Below are 17,578 nucleotides of genomic sequence, written 5' to 3'. Positions count from 1 at the left end.
TCAGGCCGCAGCCTTCAGGTCGTCGAACTCAGCCTGGAGGGTGCTCTTCTGCTCCTCGGTGAGCGGGACGTACTTCGCCTCCAGGACGATGTCGTCGATCTCCTCGATGTAGAAGTTGACGAAGTCCGCGACCTGCTCCTTCTTGACAGCGGCGTCGCTGACGTAGATGAACAGCGGCCGGGAGAGCGGCTGGTAGGTGTTCTCCTGCGCGGTCTTCAGGCTCGGCTCGACGCAGCCGGAGCCACCGTCGACCTTGAGCGCCTTGAGCTTGTCCGCGTTCTCCTCGAAGTAGGTGAAGCCGAAGTAGCCCAGGCCGCCCTTGGTGCCGGCGACGCCCTGCACCACGACGTTGTCGTTCTCCGACGCGGTGTAGTCGGTGCGGCTGGCGCCCTCCTCACCGTTGATCTCGTCGGTGAAGTAGTCGAAGGTGCCGGAGTCGGTGCCCGGGCCGAAGAGCTTCAGCGGCTCGTCCGGGAAGCTGGCGTCGACCTGGTTCCAGTTGGCGACCTTGGAGTTCGGCTCCCAGATCGCCTTGAGCTGGTCAACCGTGAGGCAGTCGGCCCAGTCGTTGTCCTTGCTGACGACCACCGTGAGGGCGTCGTTGGCGACGACCAGTTCCTTGAACTGGATCCCGGCTGCCTCGCAGGCCTCGATCTCCGACTCCTTGATCGGACGGGAGGCGTCCGAGATGTCGGTCTCCCCCTTGCAGAACCGCTCGAAGCCGCCGCCGGTGCCGGAGGTGCCGACGGAGACGTTGACGTTGTTCTGGACCTCCCGGTAGAAGGTGGCCGCGGCCTCGCTCAACGGAGCGACGGTGCTGGAGCCGTTGACCTTGACCTCACCCGAAAGCTGCTCGCCACCATCGGCGCTTTCGTTGTTGCTGCTGCAGCCGGTAAGCGCGAGCGCGGCGAGCGCGGTGCCGGCGAGGACGCGCCGCGAAAGCACGTTGCGGTTCACCAGAAAGCCTCTCTATCGGGGTGTGCCAGCCCGTCCGGGCCGTACGAGAAGTCAAGGTAGAAGGCCCAGGTAGCCGCGCGACCGGCGCTAAGTGAACGAAAAGTGAACTCCGCGACGAAAATCGTGGCCGGGGACCGCAGCATTGTGACCTTCCGGCCACCGACTGCCCAGATGTCCCAATCTCAGCCCGAACCCGGGTCGCGTCGAGCGCCCGCCGCCCCGGGTCTGCTGGTCGGCGCCGACGCGACCGGCCTAGAGCCGAATCGTGCCGGTGACCAGGTAGACAACCTGACGCGCCACGTTGACCGCGTGGTCCGCGTACCGCTCGTAGTAGCGACCGACCAGGGCGAGGTCGATGGCGCTCTCCACCCCGTACTGCCAGCTGGCCAACAGGAGCGACAACAGGCGCGACTGGGCGGTGTCGACCTCGTCGTCGTCGAGCCCGATCTGCATGGCGGTCAGCGGATCACGGGTGGTGAGCACGGTCGAGGCCTTCTCCGCGATCCGCGCCGCCGCTTCGGCCATCTCCGTCACCACGCCAGCCGCCGGCGGCGGGACGACCATGACCGGATACCGCATCTGCACGACCTTGGCAATGTGAACGGCGAGGTCACCCATCCGCTCAAGGTCAGCCGCGATCCGGATGGCACAGAGCACCAGGCGCAGGTCCGAGGCGACCGGCTGCTGCCGGGCGAGCAGCTCCGGAACGGTCGCCTCAATGTCCCAACGAAGCTGATCGAGGACCGCGTCGTTCCGCACGACCTGCTCGGCTGCCTCCCGGTCCACGTCCAGCAGCGCGGTGCCCGCACCCCGGATCGCCGCCGCGGCCTCCCGACTCATCACCGCCAGGGCGCCAGTCAACCGATCAAGCTGCTCGTCGTAGCCGCTCCGGACCATCGCGCCTCCACCTGCTCGCCTCGCGGCTCCGCCGTCGTCCCGAGGGCGGGTACGCCTTGGCGAACCACGAGTCAGCCACATCGCATAGACAGAACCTACCGGCTGTGGCCCGAATCAGCCGAATCCGGCAGCGGCGCTGGGCAGGGCAACCTGACTGACCAGTCAGTGCAGGAGAAACCTCGGCGGGCCGACGCCGGAGTCCTCGAGCCGAGGCATCACCGGAGTCGCCGGATCACGGGTCGCCGCGGCGGCGATGACACCAGCCAGATCCCGGCAGGCTGCCACCTGCCCGAGGGTGACCAGGGTGGGCGGAAGCATGGTCAGCTCCCCGGCGGCGCAGGCGTCGGCCGGGGAGATCCAGAGCGTGCGGTCCGCCTCACCGGAGACATCCCGGGTACGCTGCCCCACCGGTAGCCGGGCGACGAAGAAGTACGTGTCGAACCGGCGCGGCTCGAACTCGGGTGTGATCCACCGGCTCCACGGCAGCAGCAGATCCGAGCGGAGGGTGAGCCCTCGCTGGGCAAGCAGGTCGGCGAAGCCCACCTCCCGCCGTTCCAGAGCTACCCGGGCCGCCTCCCAGTCACCGCCGGCCACGTCGCCGACGACCGTGTCGGCGTCCGGGCCGGCGAGCAGGACCCCGGCCTCCTCGAACACCTCCCGCGCGGCGGCGCAGACAACCGCCTGCGCCGCCGTCGGCGCCAGCCCCAGCCGGGTTCCCCACTGCGCCGGGGTCGGCCCGGCCCAGTCGACGTGGGCCGTCGAATCCGAGGGGTCCACGCCGCCGCCCGGGAAGGCGTACACGCCGCCGAAGGCCATCGCCGCGACCCGACGGATCAGGTACGCCTCGAAGCCGTCCCGGCCGGCGGACGGCGGGGCGGCGGGGCGAAGCAGCAGGACAGTGGCCGCCACCCGGGGTACGGCCGGGGCGCTCTCCTGCTCGCGGAACCGGCGGGCATGCTCCACCAGCGCCGATGGGACCGGGAAACCATCGCCGTCGCTCGTCATGGAGCGAGCCTAGATCCCGGCCGGCGAAGCGCCCAGCGCCCCTGCCCGCACCTCAGCTGAACAACGGACGAACCAGGAAGTACGTCAGGGCGCCGATGCTGCCGGCCGCCGGAAAGGTGAGAATCCAGGCGCCCACGATGTTGCCGGCGACCCCCCAACGAACGGCGGAGAGCCGCTTGGTGGCGCCGACACCCATGATCGCCGAGGTGATGGTGTGGGTGGTGGAGATCGGCGCGCCCAGCACCAGCGCGTTGAAGTAGAGCACCGAGCTGGCCACGGTCTCGGCGGCGAAGCCCTCCGGCGGCCGCAGGTCGATAATCTTCCGGCCCAGGGTCCGGATGATCCGCCACCCACCGGCGTACGTGCCGGCGGCGAGCACCGCCGCGGAGGTCCAGAAGGCCCACTCCGGGATGTGCGTCGGACTGCCCTGGAAGCCCCCGACGTAGAGGGCGAGCACCACGATACCGATTGTCTTCGCCGCGTCCTGCATGCCGTGGCCGACCGACATGGCCGCGGCCGAGGCGCTCTGGGCCCAACGGAAGCCCCGGTTGAGCTTGCCCGGGTGCCCCCGCCGGAAGATCCACTGCACCGCGACCATCACGATGTAACCGAGCAGGAGACCGACCATCGGCGACAGGATCATCGGAATGACGACCTTCTGGCCGATGCCGCTCCACAGCACCGCGCCGGACGCCGCCACGGTGGCGCCGACCAGACCACCGATCAGGGCGTGCGACGAGGACGACGGCAGGCCGAAGTACCAGGTGACAAGGTTCCAGACGATGGCGCCGACCACACCGGCGAAGACGATCGCCAGGCTGGCCGTACCGGTGGGCAGTTCCACCAGGCCGCTGCCGACGGTCTTGGCGACCTCGGCACCGAAGTGCGCGCCGATGAAGTTGCCGACCGCCGCCATGGCCAGGGCGACCCGGGGGGTCAGCGCCCGGGTGGAGATGCTGGTCGCGATCGCGTTGGCGGCGTCGTGGAATCCGTTCGTGTAGTCGAAGACCAACGCAACTGCGATCACCGCCAGCACGGCGATGAGTTCAGGGGTCACGGATCAGGACTCCTTGACCGCGATTGTCTCGACTGTGTTCGCCACGTGCTCGAAGGCGTCGCAGGCGGCCTCAAGCTCGTCGGCGACCTCCTTCATCTTCAACACGGTCAACGCGTCGTACTCGCCGGAGAAGAGTCGGACCAAGAGCATCCGGTACGCCTGGTCGCCGTCGTTCTCCAGGCGGTTGCACTCGATCCAGTAGTCCTCGAGGTCCCGCATCGACCTGAGTCGGGGCATCGCCTCAGCGGTCAGCCTCGCCTGCTGGTCCAAGACGTTGACCAGCTCGTGCATCTCCCGCGGCAACGACGGCAGCTCGGTCAGGCCGTACAGGTAGAGCAGGTTGCCGACCGCCTCCAGGTGGTCCATGACGTCGTCGAGCTGCGAGCCGAGCCGGTAGATGTCCTCGCGGTCGAACGGCGTGATGAAGGTAGAGTTGATCTTCTTGTACAGCTCGTGGGTGATCTGGTCGCTGTCGTGCTCCACCTCGGTGAGCCGCTCGCTGACCGACTGCACCACCACGCCAGGCAGGGCCAGCTCGTTGAGGAGTTCGGTGCCCCGCACCAAGTTCTGCGCGGCCCTGGTGAAGAGCTCGTAGAAGGCACCCTCGTTCGGGCGGAAGGAAAACTTCACAGGACGGACCTCGTCGTGTCGGCGGGGGTGGTGGCAGCCACCTCGCGGGTGGCCCGAGTGGGAATGCTAGGTGCCGCCGAAATGCCAAATGAACCGGCCCACCACTAGCCTACTCCCATTCACATTCAGTTAACCATCTGTTCACCTTTATCCGTTGGGGCCTGCCGGTCCGGGTGCCGATCCGGCAGGTGGGCCGGCAGGCGGCGGTTACCCCCGGCATCCGAAGCCGAACCTGCCCCATGACCCCACCACCCCACGGGGGCATGAACATGCGGTTACGCACACTCTCGAGCCGCACTCACGGGTGGGGCAGCGATATACCTCACACGGAGACGGCTCCGGGCCACGACTGGCCCCAGCGTCCGGCCAAGTCCCTTGGACATGCGGACAGCGGACAGCGGACAGCGGACAGCGGACAGTTTTGGCGCATCTCCGGAGTGCTGGCAACACCGGCATCACCGCCCACCCCGAAACCGGCATCACCGCCCACCCGACCAACTGGTCGGTGGAGGGACACGGTCCAGCCAACCCGTTCAGATAACCAGCGCCAGCCACTTTCGGTACGACGTGGCGAACGGCTCGGTGCCGTCGCCCAACGCAGCGAACAGCCAGTGGGCTGCGGTGTGCGCCTCGGTGACCACCTCGTCCGGGTAGCCGAACCGCTTACGGTGCTCGGCGAACTCATCCTCGTCCAGCAGCTCCACCAGACCGGAGCCACGTCGGCGCACCACGTCCAGGTCCAAGTCGAAGAGATGCACGGTGTCGTCGTTCTCCCAGCGGGCGGGACTGGCGATGTCGCAGTAGACCTCGCTGGTCCGCGGCGGCGGGTTGAACATACCGGTCCACCACGCGTGATGCGGCACCAGGAGCACGAACGGGATCTGTTCGACGGAGGGGCGGCCGTGGTAGACCGAGGGCGTGCCGACTGGCACGCCGAGCCAGACGCCAAGGTCGTCCTCGGCAAGCCGACGAGCCGGGTAGTCGCGATGTGCGCTGCCGTCGTACTTGCGGTAGATCACGCGGACCGGGTCGCTCGGCATGACTGGCACCCTAGCCGATTCCGTCGATCCGACGTAGCAAGGAGATAACCGGACACCACCCGGTCAGATGTCGGATCGTGACGACGCCGCGCCGCCCGCCGGGAACCGGTGGTCGATGCCGACCGGTACCGTCACCCGGTGACCCTTCCCCGCACCGCCACCGACTCCGCCAGCCCAAAGCCCCGAGCCGGCGGCCGGCGCTCCGGCGGTGGGGTGACCGGGGCTGACCTTCTCGCTGCGGCAGTCGAGGCGGTCCCCGGAGGCGCAGCACGCCCGGGTCAGCAGGAAATGACAACAGCGATTGAGGCAGCCGTAACCGCCCGCGAGCACCTGCTGGTGCAGGCCGGCACCGGCACCGGTAAATCCCTGGCGTACCTGGCGCCCGCGCTCACCGTTGACGGCCCCGTGGTGGTCTCCACCGCCACCCTCGCGCTCCAGTCCCAACTGGTTGACCACGACCTACCCCGGCTGGCCGACGCGGTGGAGCCGCTGCTCGGCCGGCGGCCCACCTTCGCGGTGCTCAAGGGGCGGCACCACTACCTCTGCCTGGCCCGGCTCGACAATGCCACCGAGGAGGAGCCCGGCGACACGCTCTTCGACACGCCGAGGCCGGGCGGCACGACGTGGCTCGGCGAGGCCGGCCGCCTCGGCCGGCAGGTCCAACGGCTCCGCGACTGGGCCGAGAAGACTGACACCGGCGACCGGGACGAGCTTGATCCCGGCGTTGACGAGCAGGCCTGGCGCCTGGTGTCCATGCCGGCACGGGAGTGTGTCGGCGCGGCCCGTTGCCCGTTCGGCGCCGAGTGCTTCGCCGACGCCTCCCGGGCCCGAGCCCGCGAGGCCGATCTCGTGGTCACCAACCACAGCCTGCTCGCGGTGGACATGCTCGCCGGGCGACACATCGTTCCCCCACACCAGCTGCTCATCGTGGACGAGGCGCACGAGCTGGCCGATCGGGTCTCCTCCGCCGCACAGGCCGAGTTGGTGCCGGAGTCAATCGACCGGTCCACCCGTCAGGCCCGCCCACTACTCCGCCCAGAGACGGCCGAGGCGCTCACCGCGGCCGGTGATGCCCTGGCCGTCGGGCTCGCCGAGGCTCCCGCAGGTCGGCTCACCACCGGTCTGCCGAGCCCGCTGCGAGAGGCATGCACGCTGCTCGACGCCGCGACCCGCGCGGCGCTCGACGCGATCGGTGAGGTCAAGGCCGACGACCCGGACCCGGTCCGAAAACAGCAGGCCAAGGCGGTACTCGACGAGCTGTCCGGCACCGCGCAACGGCTGCTGGAGGAGGCCGACCACGACGTGGCCTGGGTGGAACGCAACGACTCCACCGAGCGACGGGCGCTGGTGGTCGCCCCGCTCTCGGTGGCCGGCACCCTCGCCACCCACCTTTACGAGGAACGCACCGTCGTCGCCACCTCGGCCACCCTGACCCTCGGGGGCCGCTTCGACGCCGTTGCCCGGGCTCTGGGCCTGGAGGTTCCGGCTGCCACGACCGAGGCGCCGGTCACCTCAGGTCCGGACTGGCAGTCGCTCGACGTCGGCTCTCCGTTCGACTATGCCCGGCAGGGGATCCTCTACGTCGCCGCGCACCTACCCCGGCCCAGCGCCTCCGGGCTGCCCGATGCGGCCGGCGCGGAGCTTCTCGAACTGGTCGAGGCGCTCGGCGGACGGACGCTCGGGCTCTTCTCGTCCCGGCGGGCTGCGCAGCAGGCGGCGGAGCTGCTCCGGGAACGCACCGACCTGCCCGTACTACTCCAGGGCGAGCAGGCGCTGCCGCTGCTGGTCCGCCGATTCCGCGAAGAACAGGCGAGCTGCCTGTTCGGGGTGATGTCGCTCTGGCAGGGGGTGGACGTGCCGGGCGACGCCTGTCAGCTGGTGGTCGTTGACCGGCTGCCCTTCCCACGGCCGGACGAGCCGCTCGCCGCTGCCCGTGCCGCCGCCGTTGACGCCGACGGGGGGTCGGGGTTCGCCGCGGTCAGCGTGCCGATCGCGGCCGTCCGGCTGGCCCAGGGCGTGGGCCGGCTGATCCGCGCCACCGGCGACCGGGGGGTGGTCGCGGTGCTCGACTCCCGGCTGGAGACCGCCCGGGGATACGGCCCCTTCCTCCGCCGGTCGCTCCCGCCGTTCTGGTACACGACCCGCCCCGACGTGGCCCGCGGCGCCCTCGAGCGCCTGGCGAAGGGTCCGACCGGGTAGCCCCCCACTCCGGTGGGACGGGTCAGGGGGCCTTACTCGCCACGACGACCGCGTCCGATGGGGTCTCCGGAACAGTACGGGTGACGAGGCGGCGTACGGCCGTGTTGAGCACCGCGATCAGCGGCACCGCGATCAGCGCCCCGGTGATCCCGGCGAGTACCACACCGGCGGCGATACCAACGATCACCGCGAGCGGGTGGATGGCCACTGCCCGCCCCATGATCAATGGTTGGAGCACGTGCCCCTCAAGCTGCTGCACACCGATCACCACACCCAAGATGATCAACGCGGTGATCGGTCCGCTGTCCACTAGGGCGACGAGCACCGCGACCCCGCCGGACAAGGTCGCACCAACGATCGGAATGAACGAGGCGAGGAAGATCAGCGCGGCGAGCGGAAACGCGAACGGAATTTCGAAGATCACCAGGAAGATGCCGATGCCGAGCGCGTCGATGAAGGCCACCAGCACGGTGGCCCGTACGTACGCGCCGAGCGTCCGCCAGGCCGCCTGGCCGGCATCGTCGACCTTCCACCGGGCGTTCACCGGCACCAACCGGACCAGGAAGCGCCAGATCCGACCGCCGTCACGCAGGAAGAAGAACGTCGCGAAGAGCACCAGGATCGTGCCCGTCAACACCTCGGCCAGGGTGGCCGCGGTGGAGAGCGCCCCGCTGGTCAGCCCATCGATGTTCTCGTTGACCCACTCCTCCGCCTCGTCGACGTACGTGGCCAGCTGCTTGTCGTCGAGGTCCAGCGGGCCGTTGATCAACCAGTTCTGGATCTGGCGTACGCCCTGGGACGCCTTCTCACTCAGCTCCGGCACACCCTGGATGAACTCGTTGACCACGCGGGTCAGCGTGCCGATCACCGCGGCCAGCCCACCCACCAACACCACGGCGGTCGCCAGCGAGCGCGGGAACCGGGCCCGAAGCAGCCAACCAACAGCCGGGGCCAGCAACGCCGAGAGCAACAGCGCGATGGCCAGCGGAATGATCACGATCCGGATCTGACCCACGATCCGCAGCAGGGCCCAGGCGACGATCCCGATCGCGAGCAGGCGCCAGGACCAGGCGGCCCCGATCCGGAGCGCGTGCGGCACATCCGCGTCGTCCCGGCTGGTGGTCGAGCTGTGCAGCGGCGGAGATGCCGCCACGCCGCTGACCGCCGGCGGTGGTGGCGGCGGGGCTGGCGCCGGGCTGGCCACATCTGCCGGCGTGCTACCGGGCGTACCGGCGCGCAGGCCCGCCGATCGCCGCCGGAACCGATACGACTCGTACGCGTGCCGAAGCCCCCCACGCATCCGCTCGAATCGGCTCAATGCGCACCTCCTAGCGTCACGCGTTCCGGCGTTACCGGTTGGTCGGACAGGATACGCCGTCAATCCAATCATCGTGGGGCTAATCCGCCACCGGATGCCCACGGTCACCACCGGGGAACCACGGCCGGACGGCGGAGCGGGACACGGTAGCGTCTGGCCCTGTGACCAACGACGAGAATCTCGACTCCGGCCTGCCGATCCGGCTGCTGCACGATCGGGTGCTGGTCCGCATGGAGGGCAGTGAAGGCGAGCGTCGCTCCACTGCCGGCATCGTGATTCCGGCGACCGCCGCCGTCGGTAAGCGGTTGGCCTGGGCAGCCGCGGTGGCGGTGGGGCCGAACGTCCGCTCCATCGTCTCCGGTGACCGGGTGCTGTTCGACCCGGACGACCGCTCCGAGGTCGAGCTGCATGGCCGCGGATACGTGCTGCTGCGCGAGCGGGATGTGCACGCGGTCGCCGCCGAACGCGTCGAACCAAACTCCACCGGCCTCTACCTGTAGCCCCAGCGCCCTACCGGCCGCCACCGGTAGCCGTTTGCTCCGCTCCTTCCCGGGAAGTTAGCCGCACCAGGTGCCCTGGGGAGGGACGATGCCGGTACTGCTCAAGAAGTTGCTGTTCTGGGGCTTCATCGCGTTCCTGATCTACTTCATGGCGTTCCGACCCGATGGCGCGGCGGAAATGGTCAAAGCGATCGGGGGCGTGCTGATGGCGTTGGCGCAGGGCCTCGGCGACTTCCTCACCAGTCTGATGACGTGACCGTTTCGGTCCGGCCGGTCGCCGTTCGGGCGTCCGGCCGGACCGGGGTCAGAACTGCCCACGGGGACCGGAGGCAGGCGGCCCGTACCATCCGGGCGGTGGCGGATAGCCGGGCGGAGCGGGTGGCGAAGGCGGCGCAAGCACGATCGGGATCGGTACCACCGGCTCCTCCGGCGCTGCTACCGCGCGCTGTGAACCATCCGGAAACCGCAGATGGTAGCGGCGCCCGTCCCACACACCAGCCGGGACGCGCGGATCCCGGCCGACGAAGAACGCCCGGTAGCCGCTGATCAGCTCCAGCAGGTACCGCTCCTCGGCTAGTGCCCGCTCGCGCTCCGCCGGGCGGTCATCCAGCCCACGACGCATCCCGTCGCGCAGCAGCGCAAGCCGGGTGGCGGCGAACTGGTAGCCCCGCATCGCCTTCCGCCCCTGTTCGCCACCGACCCGCTTGGCCCACACCCGGGCGGCGTGCCGGCGGCCGAGACTACTCAACGTCGCCACCTCCGGCGGGGTGAGCCAACCGGAACGGACGTAGTCGGGCAGGATCCGCTCGGTGAGCCGCCCCTCCCAGGATCGCAGCCAGACCGCCAGCCCCACCATGCCGAAGAAGATCGGCACCATCACGCCGATGAGGCCGTAGAGCTGAATCAACAGCTCCCCCGTGGCCTGGGTCAACGTCGGCAGCAGGTTCCAGGCACCGTGCAACATCATCGCCAGCAGCAGGCCGGCCGCGGGGGCCAGCACCCGCACCCGCCGGTCGGCGCTCCGGGCGGCGATTCCCAGCCCCACCCCGGTCATGGCGGTGAACAGCGGGTGGGCAAACCCGAAGAGCAGGATCCGGACGATGAAGATCGCGATGACCTGCTGCGTGCCGGTTGCCGGGCCGAACTCCTCCGCGCCCGTCCGATATCCGTACCCGCCGAGATAAAGAATGTTCTCCACCATCGCGAAGCCGATCGCGGAGAGCCCGCAGTAGACCAGGGCGTCGGTGATTCCGGAGATCTCCCGCCGCCGGAAGATCAGCAGCAGGATCGGCCCCAGCGCCTTGGTCAGCTCCTCGATGAAGGGCGCGACCAACACCGCCGTGAGCGCGGTCGGCAGCCCCACCGCCTCGAACCGTCCGGTAGCGAAGGTGTTGACCAACAGCGACACCGCGGTGGAGACGAACGCACCCCAGGCGAAGCAGAAAACCAGGTACCGCAGCGGCTCCGGCTCATACCGATCGAGCCAGAGGAAGCAGGCGACCAGCACCGGGACCGGAAGAACCGCCGCGATCACACCGATTCTCAGCGCCTCCGCGCCGAGGGCCTCGCCAAGCTGCCAGACCATGACCAGGGCGGAGGCCGCGATCAGCAGGATCACCAGGGCGAGAACGAGAAATCGACGCCAGTTCCAACGGCGGGACGGCATCTGCGGAGCAGCCGTCGGTGCGGCGGTGGTCGGCGACGGCGGGGGCGCGCCGGGCGGGGTGTCGGCCATGCCGTCAGCGTAGTCACCACCGACCCGCCCGGCCGGCCACACCGCTGCCCGTTAGACTGCAAGGCAGGTCACGAGCGCCAGCGACAAGCCCCGGCTTGCTGGCCGGCAACCCTCGTCGAGGTTCGCGGTGGGGTGCCCCGGGTGATGACCGGGCCGGGCGCGGCGCGCGTCGGGCAAGCGCGGACCCCGCCCACCCGCCCGGGGTCCCTGACTCCGGAGAAGCCACCCTGATGACCTGCGCCCTCACCCCGTCGCCGACCGTCGCCGGCCCACTCGCCGTGCTCGGCGTACCTGGTCAGATCAACCTGGACTACGCGGCCAGCGCCCCGTGCGCGCAGGCCGCGGCGGACGCGGTGACCGCACTGCTGCCCTGGTACGCGAGTGTGCACCGGGGCGCCGGGGCGCTGTCGCAGCACTGCACCCTGGCCTACGAGCAGGCCCGGCAGACGGTCGGTGACTTCTTCGGCGCCCGCCCCGGCGACCACGTCGTCTTCACCCGGAACACGACCGACGCGCTCAACCTGCTGGCCCGCGCGCTGCCCACCGGCACCACGGTGGTGACGTTCGGCGGCGAACACCACGCCAACCTGCTCCCCTGGCCGCGCGGACCGGTACGGCTGCCCATGCCAGAGCACCCCGCCGGCGCGGTCCGCGCGCTCGACGACGCCCTCGGCGAGCTGCGCCGCGGCACCGACCGCGAGCCGCCGGTGCTGGTCGCGGTGACTGGCGCGAGCAACGTGACGGGCGAGCGGTGGCCCGTGGCCGAGCTGGCGCGGGTGGCCCGGCGGCACCGGGCCCGGATCGCGGTGGACGCGGCGCAGCTCGCCCCGCACGCCCCCGTTGACGTCCGCGCCCTCGATCTGGACTATCTGGCCGTCTCCGGTCACAAGCTGTACGCGCCGTTCGGCGCGGGAGTACTCCTCGGGCGGGCCGACTGGCTGGACGCGGCCCCGCCGTACCTGGCCGGTGGTGGCGCGACCAGCCACGTCGGCGGCGCGACCCACGACGTCCGGTGGGTGGCCGGACCGGCACGGCACGAGGCCGGCACGCCGAACCTGCTCGGCGCGGTAGCGCTCGCCGCGGTGTGTGACGCCCTCGCCGGCGCCGACTGGGCTGCGCTGCACGACGCCGAGCAGCGGCTGTTGGACCGGCTGCGGGCGGGCCTCGCCGAGTTGCCGCACGCGGTCGAGCTGCACGCCTTCGGGCCGGCCGCGCCGCGGGTGGGGATCGTCTCGTTCGTGCTGGCCGGCCGGGACTCGGCTGAGGTCGCCGCACACCTGGCCCGCCGGCACCGGATCGGGGTACGCGACGGGCTGTTCTGCGCCCACCCGTTCGCCCGGCGGTTACTTTCGGAGGCGTCCGCCCGCAGCGGTCGGCGGGACCTGCCGGCGACCGCGCTGCGGGCGAGTATCGGGCTGGGTAGCACCCGGGAGCACGTGGACCACCTGCTGGCTGCTCTCGCCGCGCTCGGGTGACCGGCGGTTTCGCGACGGCTGTCGGGACGGCAGCGGGGACCACGGTCACACCGCGGGCGGATCAGCCCGCCGCGGGCGGGGGCTCCGACTTCCCCTCGGACTGCTCCGACTTCCCCTCGGACTGCTCCGACTTCACCGCGCGCTTGTTCTTCTTCAGGTCACCGAATGCCTCGCGAACCAGGCGGTTCGCCTCCTCCTGGGTAACACCGGAGGCGACCAGGAGGTCGCTGGCGACGGTACGCACCTGGGCAACCACCACGCTGCCGGAGAACCCCACGCCCTCGGTGTACGCCCGCGCGGCCTCGCTGACCGCGCGCAGCGACCGCTCGCGGGCCCGATCCGGCTCCTCGCCGACAGCGAACTCGTGCCGAAGCAGCCGCACCGACTCAGCGAGGTGAACCATCGAAGCCGGCATCGGGTCGGGGATCGGCTCCGCGTCCTCGATGAGGGTGATGGCACGCCGGGCCAGCGTGGTGCTGTTTCGAATCGCCCGTTCCACCGGGTCGGCCGCCTCCGCGTAGTGGGTCAACTCGTCGCGGCGGTGCCAACGCGCGGGGGACAGCGTGGCGGTCTCCTTCGCGCCCTGGATCGCCTCGTCGAACGACGCCAGTTGTTCCTTGTGGTCGCGGAGCTTCTCCAGCGAGAGTTGCGCCTTGTCCCGGTCCCGTTTCCGCAGCCCGTCAGCGGTCGCGTCGAGCTGGTTGGCGAGCAGATCCAAGGCCGGCTGGGCAGCCCGGTTGAGCACCCGTACCGGGTTCAGTGGTAACAGCAGCGCGGTCACCAGTAGCGCGGCACTACCGCCGATCAGCGCGTCGAGGAACCGCGGAATCTCCAGGTTGTGCCCGGCCGGGCTGAGCGTGACGATCAGGACAGCCGTCGCCGCCGCCTGGATCAGGATCGCTACGCTCCCGCCCGCGAAGACGGTCAGGAGGATCGCCGAGGTCACCACGAGACAGAGTTGCCACGGTCCGGTCCCCAGTAGAAAGATCAAGAGGTCGCCGACCGCCACCCCCACCGCCACCCCGACGATCAGCTCCACCGTTCGACGGAAGCGCTGCCCGACCGAAACGGCGAGGGTACCGACCGCCGAGATCGGCGCGAAGACGGGCTGCGGGCTGCCCAGCAGTTCATGCGCCACCAGCCAGGAGATGCCGGCGGCGAGTCCGGCCTGCACGGAGAGCACCAACGTCGCGCGGACCCGGGACACCCGATCATTGAGAGTCGCCCGGCCACGACGGCGCAGCCGCCGTGCCGTCGCCGCGATCCGGGCGCCGTCGATGTCCATTCCACCGCCATCCCGCGACCGAGTCGCTACCCCAATGCAGGTCGCTCGTCCCAGGCCACGGCGGGTACTACCCACCCCGTACCCGGTCGAATCCTCTTCCCGGCAGTTCCGTACCGCGCCCGGAACAAAACAGACGGGCAACGGAGGGCGGGGTGGGATCAGGGGCGGGCGGGTCGTAGCCTCGGCTCATGGGTCCCCTCCTCGACGAGCTGTGTGCCGCGCTCGGTGCCGACGCGGTGTTGACCGACCCGGATCTGCTCCGGACGCACCAGCGGGACGAGGCAGATCTCTGTTCCGCCGGCACGCCACTCGTGGTCACCCGCCCCCAGGACACCGCCCAGGTGTCGGCGGTGGTACGCGCCGCGGCGCGGCACGGGGCACCGGTGGTGCCGCAGGGCGCCCGGACCGGGCTGGCGGGTGCGGCGAACGCGGTGGATGGCGCCGTCGTGATCAGCACCTCGGCCCTGACCACCATCCTGGAGATCGACCCGGTGAGCCGAATCGCGGTGGTGCAACCGGGAGTGGTCAACGCGGCTCTCGGCGCCGCGGTCGCCGAACACGGGCTGTGGTACCCGCCGGACCCCGGCTCCTGGGAATCGTCCACCATCGGCGGGAACGTCGCCACCAACGCCGGTGGCATGTGCTGCGTGAAATACGGCGTGACCACCGAGTACGTGCTCGGCCTCGAGGTGGTGCTCGCCTCCGGCGAGGTGCTGCGCACCGGACGGCGTACCGCGAAGGGAGTGGCCGGCTACGACCTGACCCGCCTCTTCGTCGGCTCCGAGGGCACCCTCGGGGTGCTCACCGAGGTGACCGTCGCGCTGCGGCCCGCTCCGGCGGAGTCGCGGACCATGGTGGCGGTCTTCCCGAGCAGCACCGCCGCGGGGGCCGCGGTGGCTAAGATCGCCGCCCAAGGGCTCTCCCCCAGCCTGCTGGAACTGCTCGACCAGACGCACCTGCGCGCCATCGAGGCGTACCGGCCGATGGGCCTGCGCCAGGATGCGGCCGCGCTGCTACTGGCCGCCGTTGACACCGGCGCGGGCGCCGCCGACGACCTGGCCGCGCTCACGGCGGTCTGCACGGCGGCCGGCGCCGACGAGGTGTACACGGCCACCGACGCGGCCGAGGCAGCGGCGCTGCTACAGGCACGACGACTGGCGCACCCGGCGATGGAACGGTTCGCCGCTGAGACGTACCCGGACGGTAACGGCGGCCTGGTCATTGACGACGTGGCGGTGCCGCGCGGATCGTTGGCCGCCATGCTGGACGGGGTGGCGCGGATCGCCGCCGAGTGCGACGTACCAATCGGTGTGGTGGGGCATGCCGGGGACGGCAACCTGCACCCGAACATCGTGGTCGACCGGGCGGACCCGGCGAGCCTCCACCGGGGACGACGCGCATTCGACGAGATCATGCGGTTGGGGCTCGAGCTGGGAGGCACCTGCACCGGCGAACACGGAGTCGGCCTGCTCAAGCGCGAGTGGCTGGCCGAGGAGGTCGGTCCGGTCGGGATCCGGGTGCACCAGGCGATCAAGGCGGCGCTGGACCCGACGGGCCTGTTCAACCCGGGCAAGGTGCTCTGACCCGGCGGGCCTACACAACCCGGGCAAGGTGTGCCGACCCGGCGCCGTGGCTACGGGGAGGGGGCGGCCCGCTCCACCGAATCCCCGTCCCCCCGGTCGGCGGCGAAGCCACGGACATCGGGGGCACCGAGCCGAGCCGTGTCGGCCGTCGCGTCATCCGGCATCAGCTGTGAGTTGCGCTCCGCCGCCACCCGCGCCCGGTAGTGCGCCACCTCCCGGGCCCGGGTATCGGCGTCCCAGCCCAGCACCGCGCCCATCAGCTCCGCCGTGTGCTCGGCCGACTCCAGGCCACGGTGCGCGGTCTCGATGGAGATCCGGGTCCGCCGGTCCAGCACATCCTCCAGGTGCAGCGCCCCCTCGGCCCGGGTCGCATAGGTCACCTCGGCGGCCAGGTACTCCGGCGCGCCGGCCAACGGCGAGCCGAGCAACGGATCGGCGTCGATCAGGGCCAACAGCTCCAGGGTGAGGCTGCCGTACCGTTCCAGCAGATGCTCGACCACGCCGACCGGTACCCCGTGCCGGCGGGCCAGGTCCGCCCGGTCCCACCACATCGCCGAGTAGCCGTCAGCGCCGAGCAACGGCAGGTCGGCCGTACGCGACCACGGCGCCGCGCCGAGCCGGCGGGCCGCCCGGTTCACCACGTCCGCGGCCATCACCCGGTACGTCGTGTACTTGCCCCCGGCGACCAGCAGCAGCCCGAGCATCGGCTCGATCACCGCGTGTTCCCGAGACAGTTTGGAGGTGGAGTCCGCCTCGCCAGCCAGCAGCGGTCGCAGACCCGCGTACACGCCTTCGATGTCGGCGGTGGTCAGCGGCCGGTCCAGGATGGTGTTGACCTGCGCCAGCAGGTACTCGATGTCCCGGGCGGAGGCCGCGGGGTGGGAGCGGTCCAGCCGCCAGTCGGTGTCGGTCGTACCAATGATCCAGTGCCCACCCCAGGGGATGACGAAGAGCACGCTGGTGGCGGTCCGCAGGATCAGCCCGGTCTCGCCGGTGATCGCCGATCGGGGCACCACCAGGTGCACGCCTTTCGAGGCCCGGACCCGAACCCGGGGGCGTAGCCCGACATCGTCGAGCATCCGCGACATGTCGTCGCTCCACACCCCGGTCGCCGCGATCACGGTGCGGGCCCGTACCTCGAACTCGGCGTCCGGGGAGTCGGCCGGCGCCTCCAGGTCCCGAACCCGAACCCCGGTCACCTCGCGGGCCTGCCGGATCAGACCGACGGCGCGGGCGCTGTTAACCACGGTCGCGCCGAGGCTGGCCGCGGTCCGGGCGAGGGTGACCACCAGCCGCGCGTCGTCGACCTGGCCGTCGTAGTAGCGGATCGCCCCGGCCAGCCCCTCCGCCTTGAGGCTCGGGAAGGTCCGGCGGGCCCCCTCCCGGGTCAGGTGCCGGTGCAGCGGCATCCCTCGGCCGCCGCCGAAGACGCCGGCGAAGGCGTCGTACGCCGCCACACCCGCGCCGTAGTAGGAGCGGCGCAGCATCCGGGCCGGCAGGTCCCGGAGCCCGCCGCCGGGCAGCGGCACCAGAAACGGCACCGGGCGGACCAGGTGCGGCGCGAGCCGGGTGGCCAGCAGACCCCGCTCGGTGAGCGCCTCGTGGACCAGGCCGAACTCGAGCTGTTCGAGGTAGCGCAGGCCACCGTGGATCAGTTTGCTGGACCGGCTGGACGTGCCGGCCGCATAGTCGCGCGCCTCGACGAGGGCGACCTTCAGGCCACGCGAGGCGGCGTCCAGAGCGGCGCCAGCGCCGGTGACCCCGCCGCCAATGATCAGGACATCGAAGTGCTCGGCCGCCAGGCTGCGCAGGTCGGCGGTGCGCCGTTGCGGAGAGAGCTGGCTGGCCGTCGCTCGGGACACATTCGGGTCTCGCACGCCTCCACGGTAGCCCTCCC

15 protein-coding genes and 1 riboswitch are annotated in these 17,578 nt (G+C 70.8%); of the genes, 5 read left to right on the top strand and 10 right to left on the bottom strand.

Annotated elements, in window-relative coordinates; genetic code table 11:
* The 6 genes from T398_RS13095 to T398_RS13070 all read right to left on the bottom strand — a co-directional run bounded on the left by T398_RS13095 (window position 1) and on the right by T398_RS13070 (window position 5,586).
* A complete protein-coding gene (locus T398_RS13095) occupies window positions 1-957 on the bottom strand; it encodes a PstS family phosphate ABC transporter substrate-binding protein (protein WP_496446979.1) in 957 nt (318 codons plus the stop codon).
* Between the two features lie 252 nt (window positions 958-1,209).
* Window positions 1,210-1,854 carry a phosphate signaling complex protein PhoU gene (gene phoU / locus T398_RS13090; protein WP_496446977.1) on the bottom strand — a complete coding sequence of 215 codons (645 nt, stop codon included), beginning with the start codon at window positions 1,852-1,854 and terminating at the stop codon, window positions 1,210-1,212.
* 162 nt (window positions 1,855-2,016) lie between these two features.
* Window positions 2,017-2,859, bottom strand: a complete 843-nt coding sequence (locus tag T398_RS13085; RefSeq protein ID WP_496446975.1) for an NUDIX hydrolase — start codon at window positions 2,857-2,859, stop codon at window positions 2,017-2,019.
* Window positions 2,860-2,911: 52 nt separating this feature from the next.
* Window positions 2,912-3,916 (bottom strand): inorganic phosphate transporter, encoded by a 1,005-nt coding sequence (locus T398_RS13080; RefSeq protein WP_496446973.1) that lies wholly within the window; start codon window positions 3,914-3,916, stop codon window positions 2,912-2,914.
* Between the two features lie 3 nt (window positions 3,917-3,919).
* Window positions 3,920-4,546 (bottom strand): DUF47 domain-containing protein, encoded by a 627-nt coding sequence (locus tag T398_RS13075; RefSeq protein ID WP_496446971.1) that lies wholly within the window; start codon window positions 4,544-4,546, stop codon window positions 3,920-3,922.
* A 533-nt stretch (window positions 4,547-5,079) separates the two neighbouring features.
* On the bottom strand, window positions 5,080-5,586 hold the full coding sequence (locus T398_RS13070) for a DUF402 domain-containing protein (RefSeq protein ID WP_496446970.1): 507 nt from the start codon (window positions 5,584-5,586) through the stop codon (window positions 5,080-5,082).
* Between the two features lie 138 nt (window positions 5,587-5,724).
* Between T398_RS13070 and T398_RS13065 the strand changes: the two genes are divergently transcribed.
* On the top strand, window positions 5,725-7,785 hold the full coding sequence (locus T398_RS13065) for an ATP-dependent DNA helicase (RefSeq protein WP_496446968.1): 2,061 nt from the start codon (window positions 5,725-5,727) through the stop codon (window positions 7,783-7,785).
* 22 nt (window positions 7,786-7,807) lie between these two features.
* On the opposite strand, the gene T398_RS13060 is transcribed toward T398_RS13065, so the two are convergent.
* Window positions 7,808-9,085: an AI-2E family transporter gene (locus T398_RS13060; protein ID WP_496447037.1), complete on the bottom strand. Its 1,278-nt coding sequence runs from the start codon at window positions 9,083-9,085 to the stop codon at window positions 7,808-7,810.
* Window positions 9,086-9,264: 179 nt separating this feature from the next.
* Here T398_RS13060 and T398_RS13055 point away from each other — a divergent pair, with 179 nt between their 5' ends.
* Together T398_RS13055 and T398_RS13050 are read left to right on the top strand one after the other, a co-directional pair.
* Window positions 9,265-9,603 (top strand): GroES family chaperonin, encoded by a 339-nt coding sequence (locus T398_RS13055; protein ID WP_496446966.1) that lies wholly within the window; start codon window positions 9,265-9,267, stop codon window positions 9,601-9,603.
* 88 nt (window positions 9,604-9,691) lie between these two features.
* Window positions 9,692-9,859, top strand: coding sequence for a hypothetical protein (locus T398_RS13050; protein WP_018218073.1), 168 nt, complete (start codon window positions 9,692-9,694; stop codon window positions 9,857-9,859).
* 48 nt (window positions 9,860-9,907) lie between these two features.
* Here the strand turns inward: T398_RS13050 and T398_RS13045 are convergent, their stop codons facing one another.
* Window positions 9,908-11,380 (bottom strand): PrsW family intramembrane metalloprotease, encoded by a 1,473-nt coding sequence (locus T398_RS13045; protein ID WP_496446965.1) that lies wholly within the window; start codon window positions 11,378-11,380, stop codon window positions 9,908-9,910.
* A gap of 24 nt (window positions 11,381-11,404) precedes the next feature.
* A riboswitch (SAM riboswitch) is annotated at window positions 11,405-11,524 on the top strand.
* A 44-nt stretch (window positions 11,525-11,568) separates the two neighbouring features.
* On the opposite strand from T398_RS13045, the gene T398_RS13040 reads away from it, so the two are divergent.
* Window positions 11,569-12,813 (top strand): aminotransferase class V-fold PLP-dependent enzyme, encoded by a 1,245-nt coding sequence (locus T398_RS13040; RefSeq protein WP_496446963.1) that lies wholly within the window; start codon window positions 11,569-11,571, stop codon window positions 12,811-12,813.
* A 61-nt stretch (window positions 12,814-12,874) separates the two neighbouring features.
* Here the strand turns inward: T398_RS13040 and T398_RS13035 are convergent, their stop codons facing one another.
* Window positions 12,875-14,098 carry an FUSC family protein gene (locus T398_RS13035; RefSeq protein WP_496446961.1) on the bottom strand — a complete coding sequence of 408 codons (1,224 nt, stop codon included), beginning with the start codon at window positions 14,096-14,098 and terminating at the stop codon, window positions 12,875-12,877.
* 188 nt (window positions 14,099-14,286) lie between these two features.
* On the opposite strand from T398_RS13035, the gene T398_RS13030 reads away from it, so the two are divergent.
* Window positions 14,287-15,681, top strand: a complete 1,395-nt coding sequence (locus tag T398_RS13030; RefSeq protein WP_496446960.1) for an FAD-binding oxidoreductase — start codon at window positions 14,287-14,289, stop codon at window positions 15,679-15,681.
* A gap of 50 nt (window positions 15,682-15,731) precedes the next feature.
* Here T398_RS13030 and T398_RS13025 read toward each other — a convergent pair whose 3' ends face one another.
* Window positions 15,732-17,543 (bottom strand): glycerol-3-phosphate dehydrogenase/oxidase, encoded by a 1,812-nt coding sequence (locus tag T398_RS13025; protein WP_496447036.1) that lies wholly within the window; start codon window positions 17,541-17,543, stop codon window positions 15,732-15,734.
* Window positions 17,544-17,578 lie beyond the last annotated feature (35 nt).

Source organism: Salinispora goodfellowii (assembly GCF_059570675.1).
This window is presented reverse-complemented; position numbering and strand designations above follow the sequence as displayed.